This is a genomic window from Enterococcus sp. DIV1090, assembly GCF_050537975.1.
Classification (GTDB): Bacteria; Bacillota; Bacilli; order Lactobacillales; family Enterococcaceae; genus Enterococcus; species Enterococcus faecalis.
This window is the reverse complement of sequence record NZ_CP172917.1, coordinates 2,225,360-2,246,675: the sequence shown is the minus strand read 5'-3', so window position 1 is coordinate 2,246,675 and position 21,316 is coordinate 2,225,360. Positions and strand designations below refer to the sequence as shown.

The window sequence follows — 21,316 nt, the reverse complement described above, 5'->3', positions numbered from 1 at the left end:
GAAAATAGAAACGAGGTGTGCCATGGAAATTGGTGAGAAGTTGAGAAATTTACGCATTCAGAAAAATTTAACGCAAGAAGAATTAGGCGAAAGAACGGATTTATCCAAAGGCTATATTTCCCAATTGGAGCGGGATTTAAGCTCACCATCAATGGAAACATTTTTCTCAATTTTAGAAGTACTAGGCGTGACGCCAGAGCAGTTTTTTAGTCAGCAACCGCTTGAACAGAAAATTGTCTACAATGAAGAAGAAAGTACCCTCTATTATGATGAAGAACATGGCTATGAACTAAAATGGTTAATTCCAGCCTCAAATGAAAAAGAAATGGAACCTGTCATTATTACTTTTGATAAAAATGGCGAATATAAAACGTTTGAACCTTCTCTATCAGAAACATTTATTTATGTGATTGATGGCTCCATTCGTTTGATATTAGGGGAAGCCACGTATATTGCTAAAAAAGGTCAAACCATGTATTACCAAGCAACAGAACCTCACCAAATTAGCAACAATGGTCGAGGAAAAAGTCGTGCGTTAATTGTGGCGACAGAATCGTATTTATAAAGGACGAAATGGAGGAGTTTATCCAGTGAGAAACCATGTGATTTCATTTGAAAATGTTGTCAAACAATTTGACGATGAACCAGTATTAAAAAATGTCAGCTTTGAAATTGAAGAAGGAAAATTTTATACGTTATTAGGACCTTCAGGATGTGGCAAAACAACGATTTTGCGTATTATTGCGGGATTCAATGACGTGACTTCTGGCGATGTTTATTTTGATGGTAAAAGAATAAATGATGTACCTGCCAATAAACGCCAAGTCAATACCGTGTTTCAGGATTATGCTTTGTTTCCTCACATGAATGTTTTTGATAATGTTGCGTTTGGTTTAAAAATCAAAAAACTATCCAAAGCAGAAATTGAAAAAAAAGTGAAAGAGGCATTACGTTTGGTTCAATTACCCGGCTACGAAACACGTGAAATTAGTGAAATGTCTGGGGGCCAACGTCAGCGGGTCGCAATTGCACGAGCGATTGTCAATGAGCCAAAAGTATTGCTTTTAGATGAGCCGTTATCCGCTTTAGATTTGAAATTACGCACAGCGATGCAATATGAACTACGTGATTTACAACAACGTTTAGGAATTACTTTTATTTTTGTGACCCATGATCAAGAAGAAGCATTAGCGATGAGCGATGAAATTTTTGTCATGAATAAAGGTCATATCGTGCAAAGTGGCACACCAGTCGATATTTATGATGAACCGATTAATCACTTTGTTGCTGACTTTGTAGGGGAAAGTAATATTGTGGATGGCGTGATGCTGGAAGATAATTTAGTTTCATTTGTGGGAAAAAAGTTTGAATGTGTCGATGGCGGCATGCGGAAAAATGAACCTGTAGAAGTCGTTTTACGTCCAGAAGACTTAACGATTACCACGCTTGAAAAAGGCAAGCTAACCGTAACGGTGGATACACAGTTATTCCGCGGCGTTCATTATGAAATTATTTGTTTTGATGAACAAGGAAACGAATGGATGGTGCATTCCACTCGAAAAGCCAAAGAAGGTGCTCAAGTAGGTCTCTCTTTTGAGCCAGAAGATATTCACGTGATGCGCTTCAATGAATCAGAAGAAGACTTTGATGCCCGTTTAGAAAGTTACGACGAGTAAACGAAAGGGGAAAATAAAATGAAAACAATGCGTCGAATTTATTCGATTCCCTATGTAATGTGGTTACTTTTATTCGTCATTGCGCCAGTGCTAATGATTATTTATCAATCATTTTTCGATATGAATGGCCAGTTTACTTTGGCGAATTACCAAACGTATTTTACATCAGGAACGTATTTAAGTATGACCATTAATTCGGTTTGGTATGCTTTTCTGATTACCATTTTTACGTTATTGGTAAGTTATCCTACGGCTTATTTTTTGACAAAGCTCAAGCATAAACAGTTGTGGTTAATGCTTGTTATTTTACCAACGTGGGTGAATTTATTATTAAAAGCTTATGCCTTTATTGGGATTTTCAGTATTCATGGGAGTATCAATCAGTTTATGAGTTTTATGGGTTTGGGTACGCACCAGATTCTGTTTACAGATTTCAGTTTTTTATTTGTCGCAACGTATATTGAAATTCCATTTATGATTATGCCGATTTTTAATGCCTTAGAAGAGATGAATCCTTCATTGATTAGTGCTAGTCGGGACTTAGGAGCTAGCAGTGCGGAAACATTCCGCCGTGTCATTTTTCCTCTCTCCCTAAACGGTGTGAAAAGTGGCGTTCAAGCTGTCTTTATTCCTTCGCTCTCGCTCTTTATGTTAACGCGTTTAATTGGCGGCAATCGGGTGATTACGTTGGGAACGGCGATTGAGGAACACTTCTTAGTAACGCAAAACTGGGGCATGGGTTCAACAATTGGTGTGATTTTAATTGTTGCCATGTTTATTGTGATGTTGCTGACGGGTGAGAAGAAGAAAGGGCGTGGCAAATAATGCAAAAGAAAAAGTTTAAATGGTCTTATGTGTATTTATTCGTTGTCTTTGCGCTACTGTACGCACCAATCTTTTATTTGATTTTTTATTCGTTTAACGACACGCAAACGATGAATCAGTTTACTGGTTTTACGTTAGATAATTATCGGAACGTTTTCGAAGACACACGCTTGTTAACCATTGTTCTGAATACGTTTTTGCTAGCTTTCTTATCGGCTTTAATAGCAACCATCATTGGAACATTTGGTGCGATGGGGATTTATTATACAAAACGTCGTAAAAACCGGAACACGTTGCTTAGCTTTAATAACATTTTACTCGTTTCACCAGATGTTATTATTGGAGCCAGTTTCTTAATTTTCTTCACGGCAGTAGGGTTTATCAGTTTAGGTTTTACAAGTGTATTATTGTCGCATATTGCCTTTAGTATTCCAATTGTTGTTTTAATGGTTTTACCAAAACTACAAGAGATGAACGATTCTATGGTAGATGCGGCACGGGATTTAGGGGCCAATAATGTTCAAGTGATTAAAAATATTATTTTGCCTTTTTTAGCGCCAGGAATTATTGCTGGCTACTTTATGGCCTTTACTTATTCGTTGGACGATTTTGCCGTAACATTCTTTGTGACAGGCAATGGTTTTTCAACATTATCTGTTGAAATTTATTCACGAGCACGTCAGGGAATTAGTTTAGAAATCAATGCCTTAAGTGCGTTAGTATTCCTATTCTCAATGATTCTAGTTGTCGGTTATTACTTTATCAGTAAAGACAATACGCCAAAACGTTTAAAGAAAATGCGTCGGGAACAAAGTGAGGTGGCCAAGTTAAAATGAAAAAATTACAGTCACTTTTTATTGGAATTATCGCTATTATTGTCATCTTGTTTTTTGGCGTGCGCCAATTGGAGAAAGCAAGTGGCATGGCAGGAGCAGATACCTTGACCATTTACAATTGGGGGGACTATATAGATCCGGCCTTGATTAAGAAATTTGAAAGAGAAACAGGTTATAAAGTCAATTACGAAACCTTTGATTCTAATGAAGCTATGTATACAAAAATTCAGCAAGGTGGTACAGCCTATGATATTGCCATTCCTTCTGAATATATGATTCAAAAAATGATGAAAGCGAAGATGCTTTTACCACTTGATCACAGCAAATTAAAAGGCTTAGAAAACATTGATGCACGCTTTTTAGATCAATCCTTTGATCCCAAAAATAAGTTTTCCGTTCCGTACTTCTGGGGCACGTTGGGGATTATTTATAATGATAAATTTATTGACGGCCGTCAGATCCAACATTGGGATGATTTATGGCGCCCGGAATTAAAAAATAATGTCATGCTGATTGATGGCGCTCGCGAAGTGTTAGGATTATCTTTGAACAGTTTAGGCTATTCGTTAAACAGTAAAAACGACCAACAATTACGTCAGGCTACCGATAAGTTAAACCGATTAACGAACAATGTCAAAGCAATTGTTGCCGATGAAATCAAAATGTACATGGCTAATGAAGAAAGTGCAGTTGCTGTAACTTTCTCTGGTGAAGCTGCTGAAATGCTAGAAAACAATGAACATCTACATTATGTGATTCCCAGTGAAGGCTCTAATCTCTGGTTTGATAACATTGTGATGCCTAAGACAGCCAAAAATAAAGAGGGTGCCTATGCATTTATGAACTTTATGTTACGACCAGAAAATGCGGCACAAAACGCAGAATATATTGGTTATTCCACACCAAATAAAGAAGCTAAAAAACTATTACCAAAAGAAGTTGCTGAAGATAAACAATTTTATCCAGATGATGAAACCGTCAAACATTTAGAAGTTTACCAAGATTTAGGTCAAGAATACTTAGGAATTTATAACGATCTGTTCTTGGAGTTTAAGATGTATCGGAAATAACGTGAAAACTCAGTTGAAATGGTGTTAAATCAACGAATGAAGAGCGAAATAAGCTGCCTTTTTAGCTGTCAGTTTTCCAATTTTCTACCAAAAGAGAATGGGACAATAATCAGAAAAAAATCTGATTATTGTCCCATTTTTTTTGATTTCAAGGTACACAAAAAGTACTCATCTCTGTAAGATTAAAGTGACCAAACCAAATCAGAAAGGAAGCGAGTGCTTTATGTTTAAAAATTATACTATCAATCAAACAACTTTACCATTCAACATCTGTTGAGCAAGATGAAGCCAGACAATTAGCAAAGGAAATTGACGAACTAAGACAAGAAACCTAATGGAATCAGAAATCAGTGAGGAATCAGTCTATGAAGTTATCTAAGTATCTAGCGCTTTGTTTATTTGGAATCTTTTTTATCTTCATACTATTATTGATTTGGGGAGAAAGTTCATCGACTAATGTTACTGGTACAGAAGAGGAGCAAAATCTTCCAGAAGCGGTACTTCGCTGGAAAGAAAAGGTAACGAAAGAAGCGGTGAAAAATGAGATACCCGAAGCCGTACCCTATCCATTAGGAATTATTATGGCAGAATCAGGTGGAAATTATGAAAAGTATCCCGATATTATGCAGTGTAGCGAAAGCCAAGGCAGACCACTAAATTCCATAACAGACCCAGATGAATCAATAGAAGTTGGGGTTAAATATTTTGCGGATATGTGGAAAGGGCATCAAGGGTATGAAGTTTTAAACATTGTGCAGGTGTACGATTTCGGAGGAGGATTTTTGAGTCATTCTGGCACTGGTGGAAATTCTGAAATTGCGAAAATTGCATCAGATGAGCTAGCAGACGGCATTCATGAAGGTGGCGAAAAATACTGGCGTTGGTATGGTTTTAACAGTCGTGTAGAATGGTGTGCAACTTTTGTTTCTTATGTGGCGGAAAAAGCAAACTTGAAGATGGAACGTTTTGCCTATTGTCCAACAGGAATAAATAATTTTAAAACGAATAACCAATGGCAAGGCGGAGGTGTAGAACCGAAAAGTGGAGCGATTATTTTCTTTGATTGGGATGGTGATGGTGTCAGTGATCATGTAGGGATTGTGGAGAAATTTGAAAATAATACTGTCCATACGATTGAAGGGAATTCTGGAGATATTATTGCAAGAAGAAGCTATGAAAAGAATAGTTCTTATAGTTTAGGATATGGAATCCTAAACTAGCTCTACTATATTGAAAAAATCTATGGATTATAACTATTTTCTACTTTAAAACAAAGAGCATTAAAAAATGAATGTATTAGATGAAATAAAGTTGAAGACAAGATTTTCAAAGGAAAAATATCATTTTAACAGATTTTATGGCCTTGCTGATTTTGCATGATATCTGCAATTGTCTTTTGGAAAGTTAATCTGATTAAAAAAGTTATGGCTAGTCTACTTGTTGAAAGAAACTGATTTCGGATTGAAACCAGTTTCTTTATTTTCTCTTGAAAATTCATTTATGTAGTAGAATTTTGATGGTCAACTAATATATTATCTTAAGTTAAGAAGTCCAAAAGAAAATGAACTGGTTTATTGCCAAAAGAGCAAAAATATTTAAAATTGAACATTAAAAATAAATCATAAAACAAAGAATAAAATATTTTTGATTAAGTGTTCTTCATATACATAGAAAAGATATGTAAGCGAGATTAAACTGAAAATTTTTAATTCACTTCCACAATGGATAAAGAAACTTATGTAATTGTTAGGGCTAATTTATCATGTTATCTTAGATATGTAAAGAAGAACGTTAGCTAACAGAAAGGTGATATCCATGAACGAAAGGCAAATAAAACTTGCGCGCTTGCTAATTGAACATGATAAATTTTTACCTGCTTCTTTCTATAGTAAAAAATTGTCTGTCTCAACTAAAACCGTATTTCAAGATTTAGAAACACTTAGACTTTTCATTCAACCTTATTCTGTTGAAATAGAAAGGTTACCTTCTTTAGGTATCCACTTGTCAGGTGAACATAGTGCAAAAAGCAACTTTTTAAAAGAGCTAGAAAGTGAGCTTTCGCAAGACCAGCTGTCACCTGTAAATAGACGAGTCAAAATTATTCAAAGTGTATTTTTTGAAGAGGATAATCCGACATTAGAATCTCTTGCTGAGCAATATTTAGTCAGTAAGACCTCACTTTATAACGATTTAAAAATTATAAATGAAATCATTGTATCGAATGGGATTGAAATAATATCAAATAATGATGGATTGACTAGTCAGGGGGCAGAGAATGAGATTCAGCTAGCAATTAAGCAGCTAGTAACACATTTTTCAAATTTGATAGAAGAAAAATCTGTCAATGCAAAATTATACCACTTTTTTGAGAAACAATTAGTGGATATCGTATCAAAAATTCTACACAAGAATTTTAGAGAACTCACTGAGAAGGTTTCTGACTATTATATGGAATCACTTTTGACAACTCTCTTGGTTCAATGCCGTCGTATTCAAATGGGGTATCATGTTGAAGGAGAGGATGATTACCTATTTAGTAGTATACGATATATGGAAACGTTTGTGGTTGCTAATGACATGTCTGAACGATTATCTCAAGAGACTGTTCTGAATTTTAGTGAAGCTGATAAAGACTATTTATCTCGTCAACTTTTTGCCCATCGAGTTACTACTGAAGTGAAAGCTAGTGATGAAAAATATGTAGATTTAGTGTACCGTTTGATTTCTAGAATGAGTAAAATTGAAAAAATTGATCTGACTCAGGATGAGCACCTTTTCAATTCACTATTATATCATATACCTGCTATGATTCTTCGTTTAAAACGTGGGATTCACATTGAAAATCCTTTATTGGAGAATATTCGTGACCAATATTCTGAGCTTTTCAGTATTGTTTGGTATGCATTAGTTATTGTGGAACAACAGTATAATGTGATTTTAAATGATGACGAGATTTCGTTTATTTTGATCCATTTCCAAATTGCCTTGGATCGTCAATCCAAAGCAAGCAATATTGTCATTATTTGTCAATATGGAATGTCTTCAGCTCAATTTATCTATTCAAAGGTTCGTAAGTTCATTCCAGCCCATGATAATGTGGAGATATCGACATTGGAGAGATTTAATAAAAGTGACAAAGAAAATATTGACTTGATTATCAGCTCGATTGATATTCCACAGTCAAAAACTCCTTTTGTAAAAGTTACACCTTTAGTTAGTAATCAAGACTATATCAAGATCATGGAGGCATATACAAAGTATCTCATTCAAGGAGCACCTTTTGGACTATCTGATTCATTAGATAGAAATTTTGAAGTAGATGTGTTGAGTAAATATGTCAATCTTAAACTTATTAGCTTGCAAAATCTTTTTTCTGATAAAGCTGATTGTTTAAATAGCATGATAGATGAACTAGAAAAAAGAAAACTAGTATTGCCTACATTTCGGAAATCGGTTTTTGAGAGAGAGGATATTGGGAATACCAATTTGGAAAGTGGTGTTGCATTACCTCATGCAGATCCAACGACGATTCTTAAGTCTCATATTTATATTGTATCACTTAAGAAATCGATTAATTGGGGAGATCGCACGGTCAAATTGATTATTATGGTAAATCTCAGTGAAGAAGACTTACAAGAGATTCGCGAAGTTGTCGAAGAACTCTATCAATTTATTGATGAGAAAAAGAAAGTTGATGCGCTTGTGAAAGTCAACGATTCTGTGCAAATGCTACAAATTTTTAGTACTGGAGGAAACTAAAATGTTTTTTGATCAAGAACTTTGTTTGTTTCATATCAAACCTGACGATCAAACACAATTATTCGAAAAAATGTATGAAAAACTTTATTTATCTGGATGCGTCAAATCAAGTTTTTTAGATGGCATCACAACAAGAGAAGCAGAGTATCCGACTGGTTTGGAATTCAATGGTATCGGTTTTGCGATTCCTCATACAGATTCAGTGAATGTTAATAAGTCACAAATTTGTTTTGCTTCATTGGATGAACCAGTAATTTTCCAAGATATGACGGATAAAAGTCACAACATCGAAGTTAATTTAGTATTCATGCTGGCGATGGCAGTCCCTCATGAACAAGTAGAGACCCTGCAAAACTTAATGGCATTGTTTACTGATGATGAGAAAGTTAAGAGGCTACGAGAATTATCATCAAAAGAAGATTTTATCAAATTGCTAAATGATTCTGGGGTTTATTAGAAGTCAAGGAGGAAAAAACAAATGGATGTTATTATGGATGGTATTCAGTGGTTTATTGGATTAGGATCAACAGTTTTTTTACCAGTAATTATTTTTATCATTGGACTATTCTTCGGGTTAAAGCCTAGTAAAGCATTTATATCTGGGGTCACTGTTGGTATTGGGAATATTGGATTAGGATTAGTATTAGATTTATTATCGGGCGGTTTGGGTAGTGCTATTCAGCAAATGGGTGAAAAATTTGGAACTTCTCTAAATGTTTTGGATATTGGAGTAGGAGTTGGTGGACCATTGGCCTTTTCAACCTCTTTGGGAATTTTGATGATCCCTATCTCATTAATTTTGAATTTTATTTTAGTGATGCTTGGTTGGACGAAAACATTGAATGTTGATATTTGGAATTTCTGGTTCCCAATTTTTTTAGGTATGCTAGTTCAAACGGTAACTGGAAACTTTTGGTTTGGGATAATTGGAGCAATTGTTGCAGTTCTTTTACAATGGTTCTTAGCGGATGCAGCACAAAAAGAAGTAAGTGAATTCTTCGGTTATCCTGGGATTGCAATTACACATATGATGGCATTGTCTGGAGTATTGTTTGCTAAACCTATGAACTGGATTTTTGATCGAATTCCAGGGTTTAACAAAATTGATGCAGATGCTGAAAGTTTGACGAAAAAATTTGGGATTTTTGGTGATACCGTTGTAATTGGATTGTTGATTGGTATCGTTGTTGGATTTTTAGCAGGATATGATGCAGCAGGTATCGGGTTGCTTGGTATGCAAACAGCTGCAGTTATGAAAATAATGCCAAAAATGGTTGCAATGTTTATGGAAGGGCTGTTGCCAATCGCTGAGGCAGCTAAAGAATTTACAGATAAAAAATTAAATGGTCGTGTGGTAAATATTGGAATGGATGCAGCACTTACCGTTGGGCATCCAACAGTAATGTCTACATCGCTACTGTTGGTACCTATCTCGTTGTTACTTGCAGTAATTTTGCCTGGAAATCAAGTGTTACCTTTTGGTGATTTAGCATTTTTCACATTTGCGATTTGCTTAATGATTCCTTATTTTAAAGGAAATATTGTTCGTTCTTTAGTCGGTTGCTCACTGTACTTAGTGATGACATTTTATTTATCTACATGGTTAGCGCCTATTGTGACAGAACTCTTCCAAATGGCAAACTTTGATGTAGGAACTTCAGGACTAGTTACAATGTTATTAAGTGGCTTGTGGCCAGCAGGTTTAGTTGTTTTATTAGCTCAAAAGTTAGGTATCTTTGGGATTATTCTTTTAGGAATTGTGATTTTAGCAGGAATGTTTTACTTTAACAAAATCAAAGGGAAAAAAGTAGAAAATATACAAGAAGTTCAATAAAAAGAAAGTAGGGAAATTCATGAAAAAACTATTAGTAATTTGTGGCGCGGGCCACGCAACCTCAACTATTGCGGTATCAAAAATCAACAAGTGGTTAGAAGCAGAAAACTATACGGATCAGGTCAAAATATATCAATCTAAGATTGCGGACGAACTGAATAAAATGGATGATTACGATGCGGTTGTTAGCACGACGATTGTTCCAGATTCAGTCAAAGATAAGGTGATCAATGGTCTAGGCTTGTTAACTGGGATCGGAGCAGACAAAATATTTGAAGATGTAAAAACACGATTGGAATTGAAATAGATGATCAAACATGACACAATCAAACTGCATACAATAGAAGGTCGTGCTTCGTACCATGATTTACGTGAAGACTTGGTTCGTATTGCTTTAGATTCTGGTTTGGCAGATGGCGTGATGATCATTACCACCCCACATACAACTTGTTCATTTTTCTATGAGGAAACTATGCATGATGTGAATTATTTTGGAGACGATTTTCTACATGTAGATATTAATGAAACCATGGAAAAAATCGCTCCGGTTATGACAACCGAAGGACAATATCATAGTCCAGGTCCAGAACATATTGCTTTCGGGACTTCATTAAGCGATCCTAATTATCCAGCTGAAAAATGGGTGATGTTAAATACAGATGCCCATCTGAAAGCATCTATTTATGGAACCAATTCTCAATCACTCATCTTAAAAGATGGAGAATTGCAAATCGGATCGCTCGGTAGAGTGTATTTCGTTGATTGGGATCGTCTTCGTGAACGAGATCGTACAATTAATGTGATAATCATGGGGGAATAAATTTTATGAAAGAATATATTTTAGCACCTTCATTATTTAGTTCTAAAATCAGTCGTTTAGAGAAGACCCTTGAAACCTTGGAGATAGAAGAAATAAAGTGGCTACATGTGGATGTGATGGATGGATATTTTGTGCCTGACATGGCGTCAGGACCCAGTATTGTTAAAGAATTAAAAGAAATCACCGACATCTTACTGGATGTCCATTTGATGGTCGAAACACCAGAAAAAATTGTACCTGCTTTCCTTGAGGCTGGAGCTGACTCTATTACGTATCATGCAGAAGCTACCAATAATGGTATGCACATTATTCAAATGGTCAAGGAACAAAAAAAGAAAATAGGCGTTGCAATCAATCCTGCAACTCCTGTGTCATTGATAGCACCAATTTTAGCTGAAGTTGATCTAGTATTAGTAATGACCATTAATCCGGGTCGACCTAATAGGGATTTTATTCCTTTAACTGTAAATAAAATCGCTGAACTTAGTCAATTGAGAGAATCAAATGATTATCACTATTTAATTGAAGTGGATGGTAAAATCGATAATGAAACAATCAAACTTTGTGCCAATGCTGGAACAGATATGTTTGTATCAGGAGGATACATTTTTGGTGAAGAAAACAAAGAAGTTGAAATGATTACGAATTTGAAAACTGCTTTAGCGGAAGTCTAGGAGGAAAAATTTGGAAAATTATGTTTTGAAAATCCTTAATGAACTGACACAAAACGCTGAAAAAATTGAAATGGAACAAATTTTAATTTTTCTAGAAGAGATTAAAAAAGCCAAACACATTTTTCTCTCAGGCGCTGGTCGGTCAGGTATTGCAATTCAAGCGTTTGCCAATCGATTGATGCATCTGGGATTTAAGGTAAGTCTTGTTGGTGAAATAAGCTCACCTCATTCACAACCTGGTGACCTTTTGATCATCTGTTCTGGATCAGGAGAAACAGAAAGCTTAAAATCTTTAGCTAAGAAAGCCGTGGAAAGTGACGTTACGATTGGTTTGATCACCATGAAAGGTGATTCTACAATTGGTAAGTTAGCTTCTTCAATTATAGTGCTACCAGGTACAACTAAGAATGAAAATGTGCATCATTCAAAAGAATTTAAACAGCCAATGGGTTCAGCTTTTGAACAATTAGCCTTTCTGACTTTTGATAGTATAATTTTAAATTTAATGGATGAAATGGAAGAAACCTCAGAAAAAATGTTTAATCGACATGCAGATTTTGAATAGCCAATTACTAAAAAGTGATTACTGAAGCATAAAAATCAAAGTAAAAGTATAAAATCATACAAAAAAAGTCTAGCAAAATTGTTAGACTTTTTTGTATACCTACTATTAACGATTTGACTTTGTCTTTCATGTCTATATTAAAAATTTAACAAGTAATTACATGAGTCATTGTTTCGATTTTTCTAATTTTTTCGAGATCCGCTTCTTTGTTTGTAATTAAAGCAGTAATCTCTGACCAGTCGCAAATTTTGTATAGGCTTTTTCGATCAAATTTTGTATAATCACCCAAGATGTAGCGTTTTTCAGCGTGGGAAATAATCGCTTGGTCTACAAATACATCTGAAGACGACGGGCTAGTGGGACCATCAACATTACTAAAGCCATCAGTTCCAAGAAAACATAAGTCTACTTGAATTTGATTAATTTGAGAAATGGTCCAACCTCCAAATACTGAAGAACTAGGTTCACGTAATTCTCCACCAAAAAGAAATACTTGATTTTTTGAACTTATAAGTAAACTTGCAACTGGTAGTGAATCAGTAAAAATCTTATATCCAGACTTCATAGATAAAAGAATGGCAAGTTCCAATGTAGTACTTCCGGTTCCTATTACAATTGAACTATTATCAGGAATAAGTTCAAGAGCTTTCTGTGCAACCAGTTTCTTATAATGAGCATTTTCTTTCTCACGTACTTGAAAAGAATGCTCAATGGCATTTTGTTTTAGCGTAGCTCCTCCGTGGCTTTTCATAAGAAGCCCTTTGTTTTCTAAATAAGTAAGATCTTTACGAATTGTTTCGTAGGTTACAGAATATTTTTTTGCTAATTCACTTACATAAACACTGCCTTCTTTAATTAATTCCTGTAGTATCAAATCTCTTCTTTCTGCCATCAATAACATTTACTTCACCTCATTAACAAATCATCTTACATAAAGAATACCATAAAGCCTAGTGAAAACAACCAAAAACTAATTAATATTGTTTTTATTTATTTTATAGTTGATTTCAAGCGATTCCAAAATTGAAAAAACCAACTAAAAACTATTGACACCAATTAAAACCAATTGTATTATAAGAGTGTAGTTAAAGTAAACGGATTCAGAAAGGAGATTTTAAATGAAAACCAAAATTGCAATTGCATGTGATGACTTAGGTTTTGAAACAAAGGAGGCGATAAAGAAATACTTGATTGAAGAGAAAAATGCTGATGTTGTCTATGATCCAGTACAGGTACCAGAGGATGGAGTCAATACTTTTGCTAAGTTAGCAGATGAAATGTCTGTATTGATCCAAAAAGATGTTTGTCGTTTAGGAATATACATTTGTGGAACTGGAATTGGTTTTACTTGTCAAGCCAATAAACATTGGGGAATTCGAGCAACAGCTGTTACAAATCCTTATTCTGCAAAAAGAGCAAGATTAAGTAATAATGTACAAATCATAGGTTTAGGTTTGCGTGTAAATGGATTAGAATACATGAAGCAGATTATTGATGCATGGTATGATGAACCTTTTGAATTTTCAACTGCAAGAGAAAATTCAAAAAACAATTTATTAGAAGCAGAAAAAAATGATAATTTACTTCTAAAAAAACCAGATCATGTAGCTTGGAATATGGGATTTAGACCGGATTAAAAAAGGGGGGAAGCTAGTCAACTAGCGAAAAAATGGAATTTATCACACAATTTATTAATGATTTAGGCAATTTTATTTTTATTCCACTGATTTTTCTTGTATTTATGGTAGCTTTGGGACGTCCGCTTGCTGAAGCAATTCAATCAGCGATGAAGGTGGGAATTGGTTTTATTGCTTTATCAATGGTTATTGGGTTTATGTTGGAAAAGATGGAACCCGCTATCACTGGTTTAGCTGGAAAAACAGGATCTTCTTTAGATGCAATTGATGTTGGTGGTGCGGCAACGGCCGTTATGGGATTTGGTTCTAGTATGGGTGCCATTATTATTCCTTTATGTGTAGGAATTAACTTGTTGTTGCTTGTGTTGAAGATCACAGACTGTGTCAATGTTGATGTTTTCAACCTTCACCAAAATGCTTCAATGGGAGCGATTGTTGCTGTATACTCTGGTAATTTTCTATATGGGGTTTTAACTGCCGGTTTGTTCCATGTTTGGGCGTTAATTGCGGCTGACTTGGGTGCGAAAAACAATGAGAAGTTTTTTGGTTTACCTCAAGGCGTATCAATTTCTCACCCAGTAGCCAACACTTACTTATTATTTGCTTATCCATTTAACTGGATTTTCGATCGTATACCTGGTTTTAGGAAATTAAATGTAACGGCTGAAACGATTCAAAAAAGATTTGGTGTTTTAGGTGATCCAACAATTGTCGGATTTCTGTTAGGTACACTTTTAGGTTTGTTTGGGTATGATTGGACAAGTCCATATCAAACGATTATTTCAAGTGTACAATTAGGAATGTACTTGGCTGCAGTTATGTTGTTATTGCCGAAAATGACTTCTATTATGATGGAAGGTCTTGTTCCACTTTCAAATGCAGCACGCAAAAAATTAGTGAAACGATTCCCAGATCGTGACATTACTGTAGGGATGGATACAGCTCTAATTGTAGGAAACCCATCAGTTATTTCTTCAGCTCTACTATTAATTCCTGCAATGGTTATTTTAGCGGTTATTCTTCCTGGAAATAGAGTAATGCCTTTGGAAGACTTATCACAGTTTGTGTTCTTTATTGCATGTATGGTACCAGTATTTAAGGGAAATATTATTCGTACTTGGTTATCATCAGTTATCTTGTTTGGTGGTGGATTATACATTGCTTCATGGATGACGCCAGCAACAAACGAGTTATTCCAAAAATTTGGTGCAGGTGCACAAAAAAATGTGATGTATTCTTCACTTAACCCTTCAGCAAATCCATTTACTGGATTGTTTGCAGCTGCAAGTCATATTGGTTTAATTGGTTTTATCTTGATTGGAGCGATCTTAATTTCAGTAGGATACTTGTTGAAAAAGAAAGAACGCTCTCAGCTTCAAAATGATGCAACAGTGTAGTATAGTAAAAAAAAAAATAGATAGCGAGGTTTTATCATGAACAAAAAGATTTTAGTAGTATGCGGAAATGGAATTGCATCATCATCAATTATGGTCTCTGTATTAGAAGACTATTTAAAAGAACAAGGGATTAGTGGAGTTGATGTACAAAAATCATCTCTTATGGATTGTAATGCTGATAAATATAATAGCTATGATTTAGTTGTTTCATCTACAAAAATTGATAATCCTGATGTGACAACAAAAGTGATTGTTGGTGCTGGCTTACTTACAGGTATAGGTGAAGATGAAATTTTTGATGCTGTAAAAGAAGAAATCACAAAGTAGGGATAGAAGATGGCAATTGATGTTATTGTAAGTAATGGACAAGATACGATTACAACTTATCAAGAAGCAATTAGAACAGCTGGAGAAAAGCTTGTCGAAAAAGGGAATATTGATGCTAAGTATATTGACGCTTGTATTGAAAGAGAAATTGACTTCCCGACAGGATTGTTACTAGCTAATGGAGATGGAATTGCTATTCCTCACGGAAACTCTGATTTAGTAAATAAAGACAGTATCAGTGTGGTAAGAATCAAGAACACAGTCGAATTCGGAAGAATGGAAGACAAAGATTTGAAAGTGGGTTGTTCTTTGGTTTTCAATTTAGCCTTAGCCTCTGGAAATCAACACATTGGTATTTTGCGAAAACTTATTGGCTTATTCCAAGATGAAGAGTTTGTAGATACATGTAAAAATGAAGAAACTGATACTGTTCAAAAATATTTACTGACTAAATTAGCTGAATAAAATCAGACGGATGGTATTTTCCATCCGTCTTTCATTTAGTGAAATATGAAAATATACACGATTTTAGGAGGAAAAAAATGAAGTTTTTTAATGAGATTATTGATGAAGTTTTGACGATAGGAAATGAAATATCTGATCAACAAGTGGATCGGATGACAAAAGCTATTCAGGGTGCAAATCATATTTTTTTAGCAGGTGCAGGTAGATCAGGTTTGATGATTCGAGCATTTGCCAATCGATTATTGCATTTAGGGTATTCAGTAAGCTTAGTCGGAGAAATTAGTTCACCACATACTAAATCAGGTGATTTATTCCTAATTGGCTCAGGTTCTGGAGAAACAACTAGTCTTGTTAATCAAGCAAAAATTGCAAAGGATAATGGCGTTGTAATCGGATTGTTTACAACAAATTCATCATCTACACTAGGAGAAATTGCTGATCAAGTAGTGATTATTCCAACACAGTCAAAACAGTCTAAGGATGAAGCTCTTCAACCAATGGGGTCTTTATTTGAACAGACTAGTTTATTTTTATATGATAGTATCATCTTAAATTTAATGGAAAAAACAGGAGAAACAAATCAAACGATGAAAACGCGTCATGCTGATTTAGAATAGGGTGAAAAAAGCTATTTGCCAAAAGATAATATGAAAAGAAGTTGTTTTTCATTATTTCTTTTGTAAGTGGCTTTTTTGATTTGAAAACATTTGAATGCTTACTTGTCGTCTTAAATATATCTAGCATAACAATCTTAATTAGGATATTAGCGTATTACTTTGGAATAATTGACTGTTTTTGATCTAGTGTTTGTTTTTATTAGTTAAGAGTTAGCTTACTATATTAATGATTTTTCCAATTTTATTTGATTATCACAATTGAAATGAAGAAAAATACATTTTTTGGACTGAAAAGAATAGATAATCCGACTGAAAGCGCTTATTATTTTTGTAAAGGGGGTTGTGTTAAAATGAGTGCTCGTGATCAAGAAATCCTTCGACAATTAATCAAACATCGAAGTTTAAAAGAAGCGGAGTTACTTAACGAACTTGAATTATCTTCCAGACAATTAGCTTATAGTATAGAAGCAATCAATGAAAAACTATCAGAAAAACGATTACCATTGATTGAAAGAAGAAATGGCTACTACTATGCAAAGAATGAATCGGCTGATTATTTAACGATTCATCAGTCTGTTCAAGATATCATATTTTCGAAAGAAGACAGAGTCCATTTACTGTTGATTATGATTTTAACTAGGGTTGAAGAGTTGTCCCTAGACCATTTTTGTATTGAACTTCAAATCAGTAAAAATACTGCTTTAGCAGATATTAAGAAAGCGAAAACTTTATTGCTGAAATACCATCTTGAAATAGAATTTTCACGTAAAAAGGGGTATGTGATAGTAGGAGAAGAATGGGATAAACGGATCGCCTTATTTCATTCGATTATTGAGATTTATAAAAACTATGGTGATAATGTCACTGTTCAACTATTGGAGAGTTCTCAAAAATATCTGGATAGTGTTAAAAATGATGTTCTAAAAATTGAAAAATTTTTGGGTGTGAAATATACAGATGAAGATTTTTATCCTTTACTTTACTTCATTTCCTCAATATTTGTAAGAATAGAACGAGGACAAATGATCGACAGTAGTCGTATTCAGGAAAGAGAGGAAATTGAACACACAAAAGAATATCAGTCTCTCTCTTATATTACTACAGATTTTCCTGACTTACCTGAAGATGAAAAAGTCTTTATCTCTTTACAGCTACTAAGTTCAAATGTTCGTAATAAAGGGATGGTCGCGAAAAAAGATTTACCTCTATTAGCCAATTCACTTTGGGAGTTTCTAACAGAGTTTGAAGTGAACACATTGTTGGTGTTGTCTGATAAAAAAGATTTACTGATAAAGTTATTAAACCATTTTAAGCCAGCATATTATCGAATTAAGTATGATCTTTCAACAGGAAATGTTCTGTATGATAAAATTCGATCAGAATACAATGTATTACACAATTTTGTATGTCAATCTATTTCCCCGTTGGAAAGATTTTTCCAAACTGAGATTTCAGATGAAGAAATTGCCTATATTACGCTATTTGTGGGTGGACATTTGATTAGTAATGATCACAATGATTTGGAAGAGAAAATAATTAAGGCGGTGATTTTGTGTCCGAATGGCATTTCTATGTCAAAATTGATTGAGCAAAAATTAAAGGAAATTTTCCCAGAATTTCTTTTTTATCCAACAAACTCAATACGTGAGTACAAGAAATTTATGCTGCCTCATGATATCGTGTTTTCCACTGTGCCAGTTAAGTCAGAAAAAAAAGTTTATGTAATGAATGAAATTCTGACTAACAGTGATCAATTGAAACTACGTCAGGATGTCATTAAGGATATCTTCCATTTAGATTTTGACAGTATTCGAGCGACAGATATAATAAGTGTTTTGAAACAGTATGTTTCGTTGGATGAAAAGCTGGAAACAAAATTGAAAGAGGATTTAAATTCGTTATTACTGAGTGAACAGAAATCAAATACTATTACTGAAAACAGTTCTAAGGGTGATCTTCTGCAAATGATTAAAAATGAGAATATTGTATTAGCAGAAGATCGGCTTTCGTGGGAAAGTATTCTTAATCAATCCAGTCAGGCATTGGTTAATCAAAAAATTATTTCCTCAGACTATAATGAGCTTTTGCTGCAAGAATACCTTGATCAACCTTCCTATATTATGTTACGGCAGCGTATTCTACTACCCCATCTTGATCCAGCGATTGTTGATCAGAAGTTGGGTGTGTTTATTACCGTTTTAAAACAAGGGATTACTTATCATGGGAAAAAAATCCATGTAGTTGCCTTATTAACAACGCCAGATAAAACCAGTCACCTACCAATTTTATATCATATCAATCGAATGGCAAATGATGCCGAATTCATTGAAGAATTAGTTAAGTTAGAAGATGTAAATGAAATAAGTAAAGCAATACGAAATTTTTCAACTAATGATAAAAATTCTTAGGACATTTTTTATTTAATTATTAGCGGTTCTCTGAAAAAGAAGCAAGGAATGCTTAATTTCCTTGCTTCTTTTTCGTTCATCACAATTGGTTCTTAAATAGTTACATTCTTTGTGAAAAAAGGAAATAGCTATTTGCTTTGAAAGCGTTTATTCTTTAGTCAAGGAGTTAGCCACTCACTAAAAAATGAAAAGGAGCGTTATTCATGTTAAAAGAATATGTCAAAGAAGAATTAATTCTTCTCAACTTAGATATTTCGAATAGAAACGACTTATTTAGACAGTTATCAGAAATCTTCCAAGAAAGAGGCTACATCAATGAAGGATTTTATGACTTTATTGTTGAAAGAGAAGAAAATTATCCAACTGGTCTAGATTTGGGCACACACACAGTTGCCATTCCTCACGGGAATCCAGAATACATTAAGCAATCATTTATCTCAGTGGTTACACTCCAACAACCCATTAAAATGAAGAAAATGGAAGATGCAGAGGAAGAAATTGATGTTGCTTTATTTTTTGTTTTAGGTTTAAACGATGGCACGCAACACCTTCAAATTTTGAAACAGGTCATAGGTGTGATTCAACAAGAAACATTTGTAAATAGAATAAAGGCTGCAAAAACATCGGAAGAAGTGATGAAGGAAATTTCAGCAATTGCTGTTGAAAAATAAATTTTAGGAGGAAAAAGAGATGAAGAAAGTAAATATTTTAGTAGCTTGTGGAAGTGGAGTTGCCACATCCACCATAGCAGCAGATGAAGTCAAAGCATTATGTAAAGAACATGGGATTCACATTAGTTTGAACAAATGTAGCATGACAGAATTACCATCAATGAGCAAAAATGCAGATATCGTGTTGACTACGAATAATTTCAAAGGAAATTTAGATGTACCGTTGATGAGTATCATGGGATTTGTTACTGGAATTAATGAAGACAAGCTTAAACATACGTTATTAGAGAAACTAAAAGAAATTCAAAACGCATAAAAAACGTTCCGCTTTTGCCTCGAAAACAAAGCGGAACGGCATACAAAAGTAAAGCTGAGTTCATTTTACCATAATCATAAAAAAAGTGTCGATGTTTAATTGAGAAATGAATCGGTGATTAGATGTCCCAACAGTCTTGTATTTCACTATAAAGGAGAAAAAAGAATGGATACACTAGTTAATATTGTACAGACCATCACTGGCATGGGTGCTTCAGCAATTTTACCAATTATTATTACTATTTTAGGGTTAGTTTTCCGAATGAAATTGGGGGATGCAATCAAAGCTGGGTTAACGGTTGGAGTAGGTTTTATCGGTTTGACATTAGTTGTTGGCTTGTTGAATGATTCATTGTCACCAGCAGTCGATTATTATTCAGAAATGGGAACTGGCTTCACAATTGCAGATATTGGCTGGCCAGCAGTAGGAGCGGCTTCTTGGATGGCACCATTCGCTGGTTTAGCTATTCCAATTGGTCTTGTACTTAATTTGATTTTAGTACGTTTGAAACTAACAAAAACATTGAATGTTGATATCTGGAATTACATGCATTTTCTAGTACCAGGTGCACTGGCTTACTTCATTTTTGATAATTTCTTTATCGGTTTGGCTGTAACCGTTATTTTATCTGTTCTTGCTTTGTTTGTCGGAGATTGGGTTGCACCTATGTGGCAAGAATACTATGGCTTAGAAGGAACGACTTGTACCACGATTATTCATACAGGCTGGACACTAATTGTTGCTTGGGCGATGAACAAATTGATTGACTTCATTCCAGGGCTAAACAAATTAGATATTAGCTTGGAACGTGTAAATAAACGAATTGGTGTATTAGGTGAACCTGTAATCATTGGAACGATTGTTGGGGTGCTTTTAGGTTTGTTAACAAGACAAGATATTACTACAATTATTCCTATGGGGATGGGGGTTGCCGGTGTAATGGTCTTAATGCCTCGTGTAGTAGGCGTATTAATGGATGGGCTATCACCAATTGGTAAAGCAGCGAAAGATTTCATGACCAAACAAATGGGCGAAGACGCAGATTTGAATATTGGGATGGATGTAGCTTTAGGACTAGGCGATCCAACGACGACGACAACAACAGTTATCTCTATTCCGTTGGTGATGCTTTGTGCGTTAGCGTTACCGGGAGTTAAAACATTCCCAATTGGTATTTTAATGTCTGTAATCTACATGTCTGTGATGACGGTTATGGCAAGCAAAGGAAATTTGTTGCGCTCAATACTAACAACTGTTCTTTTCTGTGTAATTGTCATGTACTTAGGTGGTTATGTAGCACCAGGTGCAACAGAGATGTTAAATGGTGCTGGAGTTGGTCTGAAAGGGCAAGGAACAGACTTTGTGTTAACAGGTCCATGGAGTATCCTTACTTACTGGCTTTCAACTATTTTTTAAGAA

The 21,316-nt window shown here is 34.6% G+C and carries 23 protein-coding genes; 22 read left to right on the top strand and 1 reads right to left on the bottom strand.

Translation table 11 applies throughout. The features are described 5' to 3' along the window. The first annotated feature begins 22 nt into the window (after window positions 1–22). The 13 genes from IGL48_RS10835 (at window position 23) to hxlB (IGL48_RS10775) (ending at window position 12,059) form a co-directional block, all read left to right on the top strand. Window positions 23–565 carry a helix-turn-helix domain-containing protein gene (locus IGL48_RS10835; protein WP_002384111.1) on the top strand — a complete coding sequence of 181 codons (543 nt, stop codon included), beginning with the start codon at window positions 23–25 and terminating at the stop codon, window positions 563–565. A 25-nt stretch (window positions 566–590) separates the two neighbouring features. Further along, window positions 591–1,676 carry an ABC transporter ATP-binding protein gene (locus IGL48_RS10830; protein WP_002356508.1) on the top strand — a complete coding sequence of 362 codons (1,086 nt, stop codon included), beginning with the start codon at window positions 591–593 and terminating at the stop codon, window positions 1,674–1,676. Window positions 1,677–1,694: 18 nt separating this feature from the next. After that, window positions 1,695–2,501 (top strand): ABC transporter permease, encoded by an 807-nt coding sequence (locus IGL48_RS10825; protein WP_002356510.1) that lies wholly within the window; start codon window positions 1,695–1,697, stop codon window positions 2,499–2,501. Beyond that, window positions 2,501–3,337: an ABC transporter permease gene (locus IGL48_RS10820; RefSeq protein ID WP_002356512.1), complete on the top strand. Its 837-nt coding sequence runs from the start codon at window positions 2,501–2,503 to the stop codon at window positions 3,335–3,337. The genes IGL48_RS10825 and IGL48_RS10820 overlap by 1 nt, the downstream gene beginning before the upstream one ends. Continuing rightward, window positions 3,334–4,407 (top strand): ABC transporter substrate-binding protein, encoded by a 1,074-nt coding sequence (locus IGL48_RS10815; protein ID WP_002384113.1) that lies wholly within the window; start codon window positions 3,334–3,336, stop codon window positions 4,405–4,407. The genes IGL48_RS10820 and IGL48_RS10815 overlap by 4 nt, the downstream gene beginning before the upstream one ends. 365 nt (window positions 4,408–4,772) lie before the next feature. Further along, window positions 4,773–5,627, top strand: a complete 855-nt coding sequence (locus IGL48_RS10810; RefSeq protein ID WP_002384115.1) for a lysozyme family protein — start codon at window positions 4,773–4,775, stop codon at window positions 5,625–5,627. 595 nt (window positions 5,628–6,222) lie between these two features. Continuing rightward, window positions 6,223–8,166, top strand: coding sequence for a BglG family transcription antiterminator (locus IGL48_RS10805; protein ID WP_002384118.1), 1,944 nt, complete (start codon window positions 6,223–6,225; stop codon window positions 8,164–8,166). Window position 8,167: 1 nt separating this feature from the next. After that, entirely contained in the window at window positions 8,168–8,623 is a 456-nt protein-coding gene (locus tag IGL48_RS10800) for a PTS sugar transporter subunit IIA (RefSeq protein ID WP_002384119.1), read from the top strand. A gap of 21 nt (window positions 8,624–8,644) precedes the next feature. Beyond that, window positions 8,645–10,000: a PTS galactitol transporter subunit IIC gene (locus tag IGL48_RS10795; protein ID WP_002384120.1), complete on the top strand. Its 1,356-nt coding sequence runs from the start codon at window positions 8,645–8,647 to the stop codon at window positions 9,998–10,000. 19 nt (window positions 10,001–10,019) lie between these two features. Beyond that, entirely contained in the window at window positions 10,020–10,307 is a 288-nt protein-coding gene (locus IGL48_RS10790) for a PTS sugar transporter subunit IIB (protein WP_002368851.1), read from the top strand. Continuing rightward, on the top strand, window positions 10,308–10,820 hold the full coding sequence (locus IGL48_RS10785; RefSeq protein WP_002368852.1) for a YjbQ family protein: 513 nt from the start codon (window positions 10,308–10,310) through the stop codon (window positions 10,818–10,820). It begins immediately after the preceding gene. Window positions 10,821–10,825: 5 nt separating this feature from the next. Beyond that, on the top strand, window positions 10,826–11,494 hold the full coding sequence (gene rpe, locus IGL48_RS10780; protein ID WP_002368853.1) for a ribulose-phosphate 3-epimerase: 669 nt from the start codon (window positions 10,826–10,828) through the stop codon (window positions 11,492–11,494). A 10-nt stretch (window positions 11,495–11,504) separates the two neighbouring features. Then, window positions 11,505–12,059 (top strand): 6-phospho-3-hexuloisomerase, encoded by a 555-nt coding sequence (hxlB, locus tag IGL48_RS10775; RefSeq protein ID WP_010824833.1) that lies wholly within the window; start codon window positions 11,505–11,507, stop codon window positions 12,057–12,059. Window positions 12,060–12,204: 145 nt separating this feature from the next. Here the strand turns inward: hxlB (IGL48_RS10775) and IGL48_RS10770 are convergent, their stop codons facing one another. Then, window positions 12,205–12,960, bottom strand: a complete 756-nt coding sequence (locus tag IGL48_RS10770) for a DeoR/GlpR family DNA-binding transcription regulator (protein ID WP_002368855.1) — start codon at window positions 12,958–12,960, stop codon at window positions 12,205–12,207. A gap of 217 nt (window positions 12,961–13,177) precedes the next feature. Here IGL48_RS10770 and IGL48_RS10765 point away from each other — a divergent pair, with 217 nt between their 5' ends. From IGL48_RS10765 to IGL48_RS10725, 9 genes are all read left to right on the top strand, one after another. Continuing rightward, window positions 13,178–13,696 (top strand): RpiB/LacA/LacB family sugar-phosphate isomerase, encoded by a 519-nt coding sequence (locus IGL48_RS10765; protein ID WP_002368856.1) that lies wholly within the window; start codon window positions 13,178–13,180, stop codon window positions 13,694–13,696. A 32-nt stretch (window positions 13,697–13,728) separates the two neighbouring features. Then, window positions 13,729–15,093: a PTS galactitol transporter subunit IIC gene (locus IGL48_RS10760; protein WP_048949457.1), complete on the top strand. Its 1,365-nt coding sequence runs from the start codon at window positions 13,729–13,731 to the stop codon at window positions 15,091–15,093. Window positions 15,094–15,129: 36 nt separating this feature from the next. Then, the gene (locus tag IGL48_RS10755; RefSeq protein WP_002384122.1) at window positions 15,130–15,420 is read left to right on the top strand and encodes a PTS sugar transporter subunit IIB; all 291 of its coding nucleotides are present in this window, start codon (window positions 15,130–15,132) and stop codon (window positions 15,418–15,420) included. A 9-nt stretch (window positions 15,421–15,429) separates the two neighbouring features. After that, window positions 15,430–15,885, top strand: coding sequence for a PTS sugar transporter subunit IIA (locus IGL48_RS10750; protein ID WP_002368859.1), 456 nt, complete (start codon window positions 15,430–15,432; stop codon window positions 15,883–15,885). Window positions 15,886–15,962: 77 nt separating this feature from the next. After that, window positions 15,963–16,502 (top strand): 6-phospho-3-hexuloisomerase, encoded by a 540-nt coding sequence (hxlB, locus tag IGL48_RS10745; RefSeq protein ID WP_010815225.1) that lies wholly within the window; start codon window positions 15,963–15,965, stop codon window positions 16,500–16,502. A gap of 350 nt (window positions 16,503–16,852) precedes the next feature. Next, complete coding sequence (locus tag IGL48_RS10740) at window positions 16,853–18,910, top strand: BglG family transcription antiterminator (protein ID WP_010824831.1); 2,058 nt, start codon at window positions 16,853–16,855, stop codon at window positions 18,908–18,910. A gap of 203 nt (window positions 18,911–19,113) precedes the next feature. Next, window positions 19,114–19,581, top strand: coding sequence for a PTS sugar transporter subunit IIA (locus IGL48_RS10735; protein WP_002384125.1), 468 nt, complete (start codon window positions 19,114–19,116; stop codon window positions 19,579–19,581). A gap of 19 nt (window positions 19,582–19,600) precedes the next feature. Then, window positions 19,601–19,897 carry a PTS sugar transporter subunit IIB gene (locus tag IGL48_RS10730; protein WP_002368863.1) on the top strand — a complete coding sequence of 99 codons (297 nt, stop codon included), beginning with the start codon at window positions 19,601–19,603 and terminating at the stop codon, window positions 19,895–19,897. Window positions 19,898–20,062: 165 nt separating this feature from the next. Then, entirely contained in the window at window positions 20,063–21,313 is a 1,251-nt protein-coding gene (locus IGL48_RS10725) for a PTS transporter subunit IIC (RefSeq protein ID WP_002384126.1), read from the top strand. Window positions 21,314–21,316 lie beyond the last annotated feature (3 nt).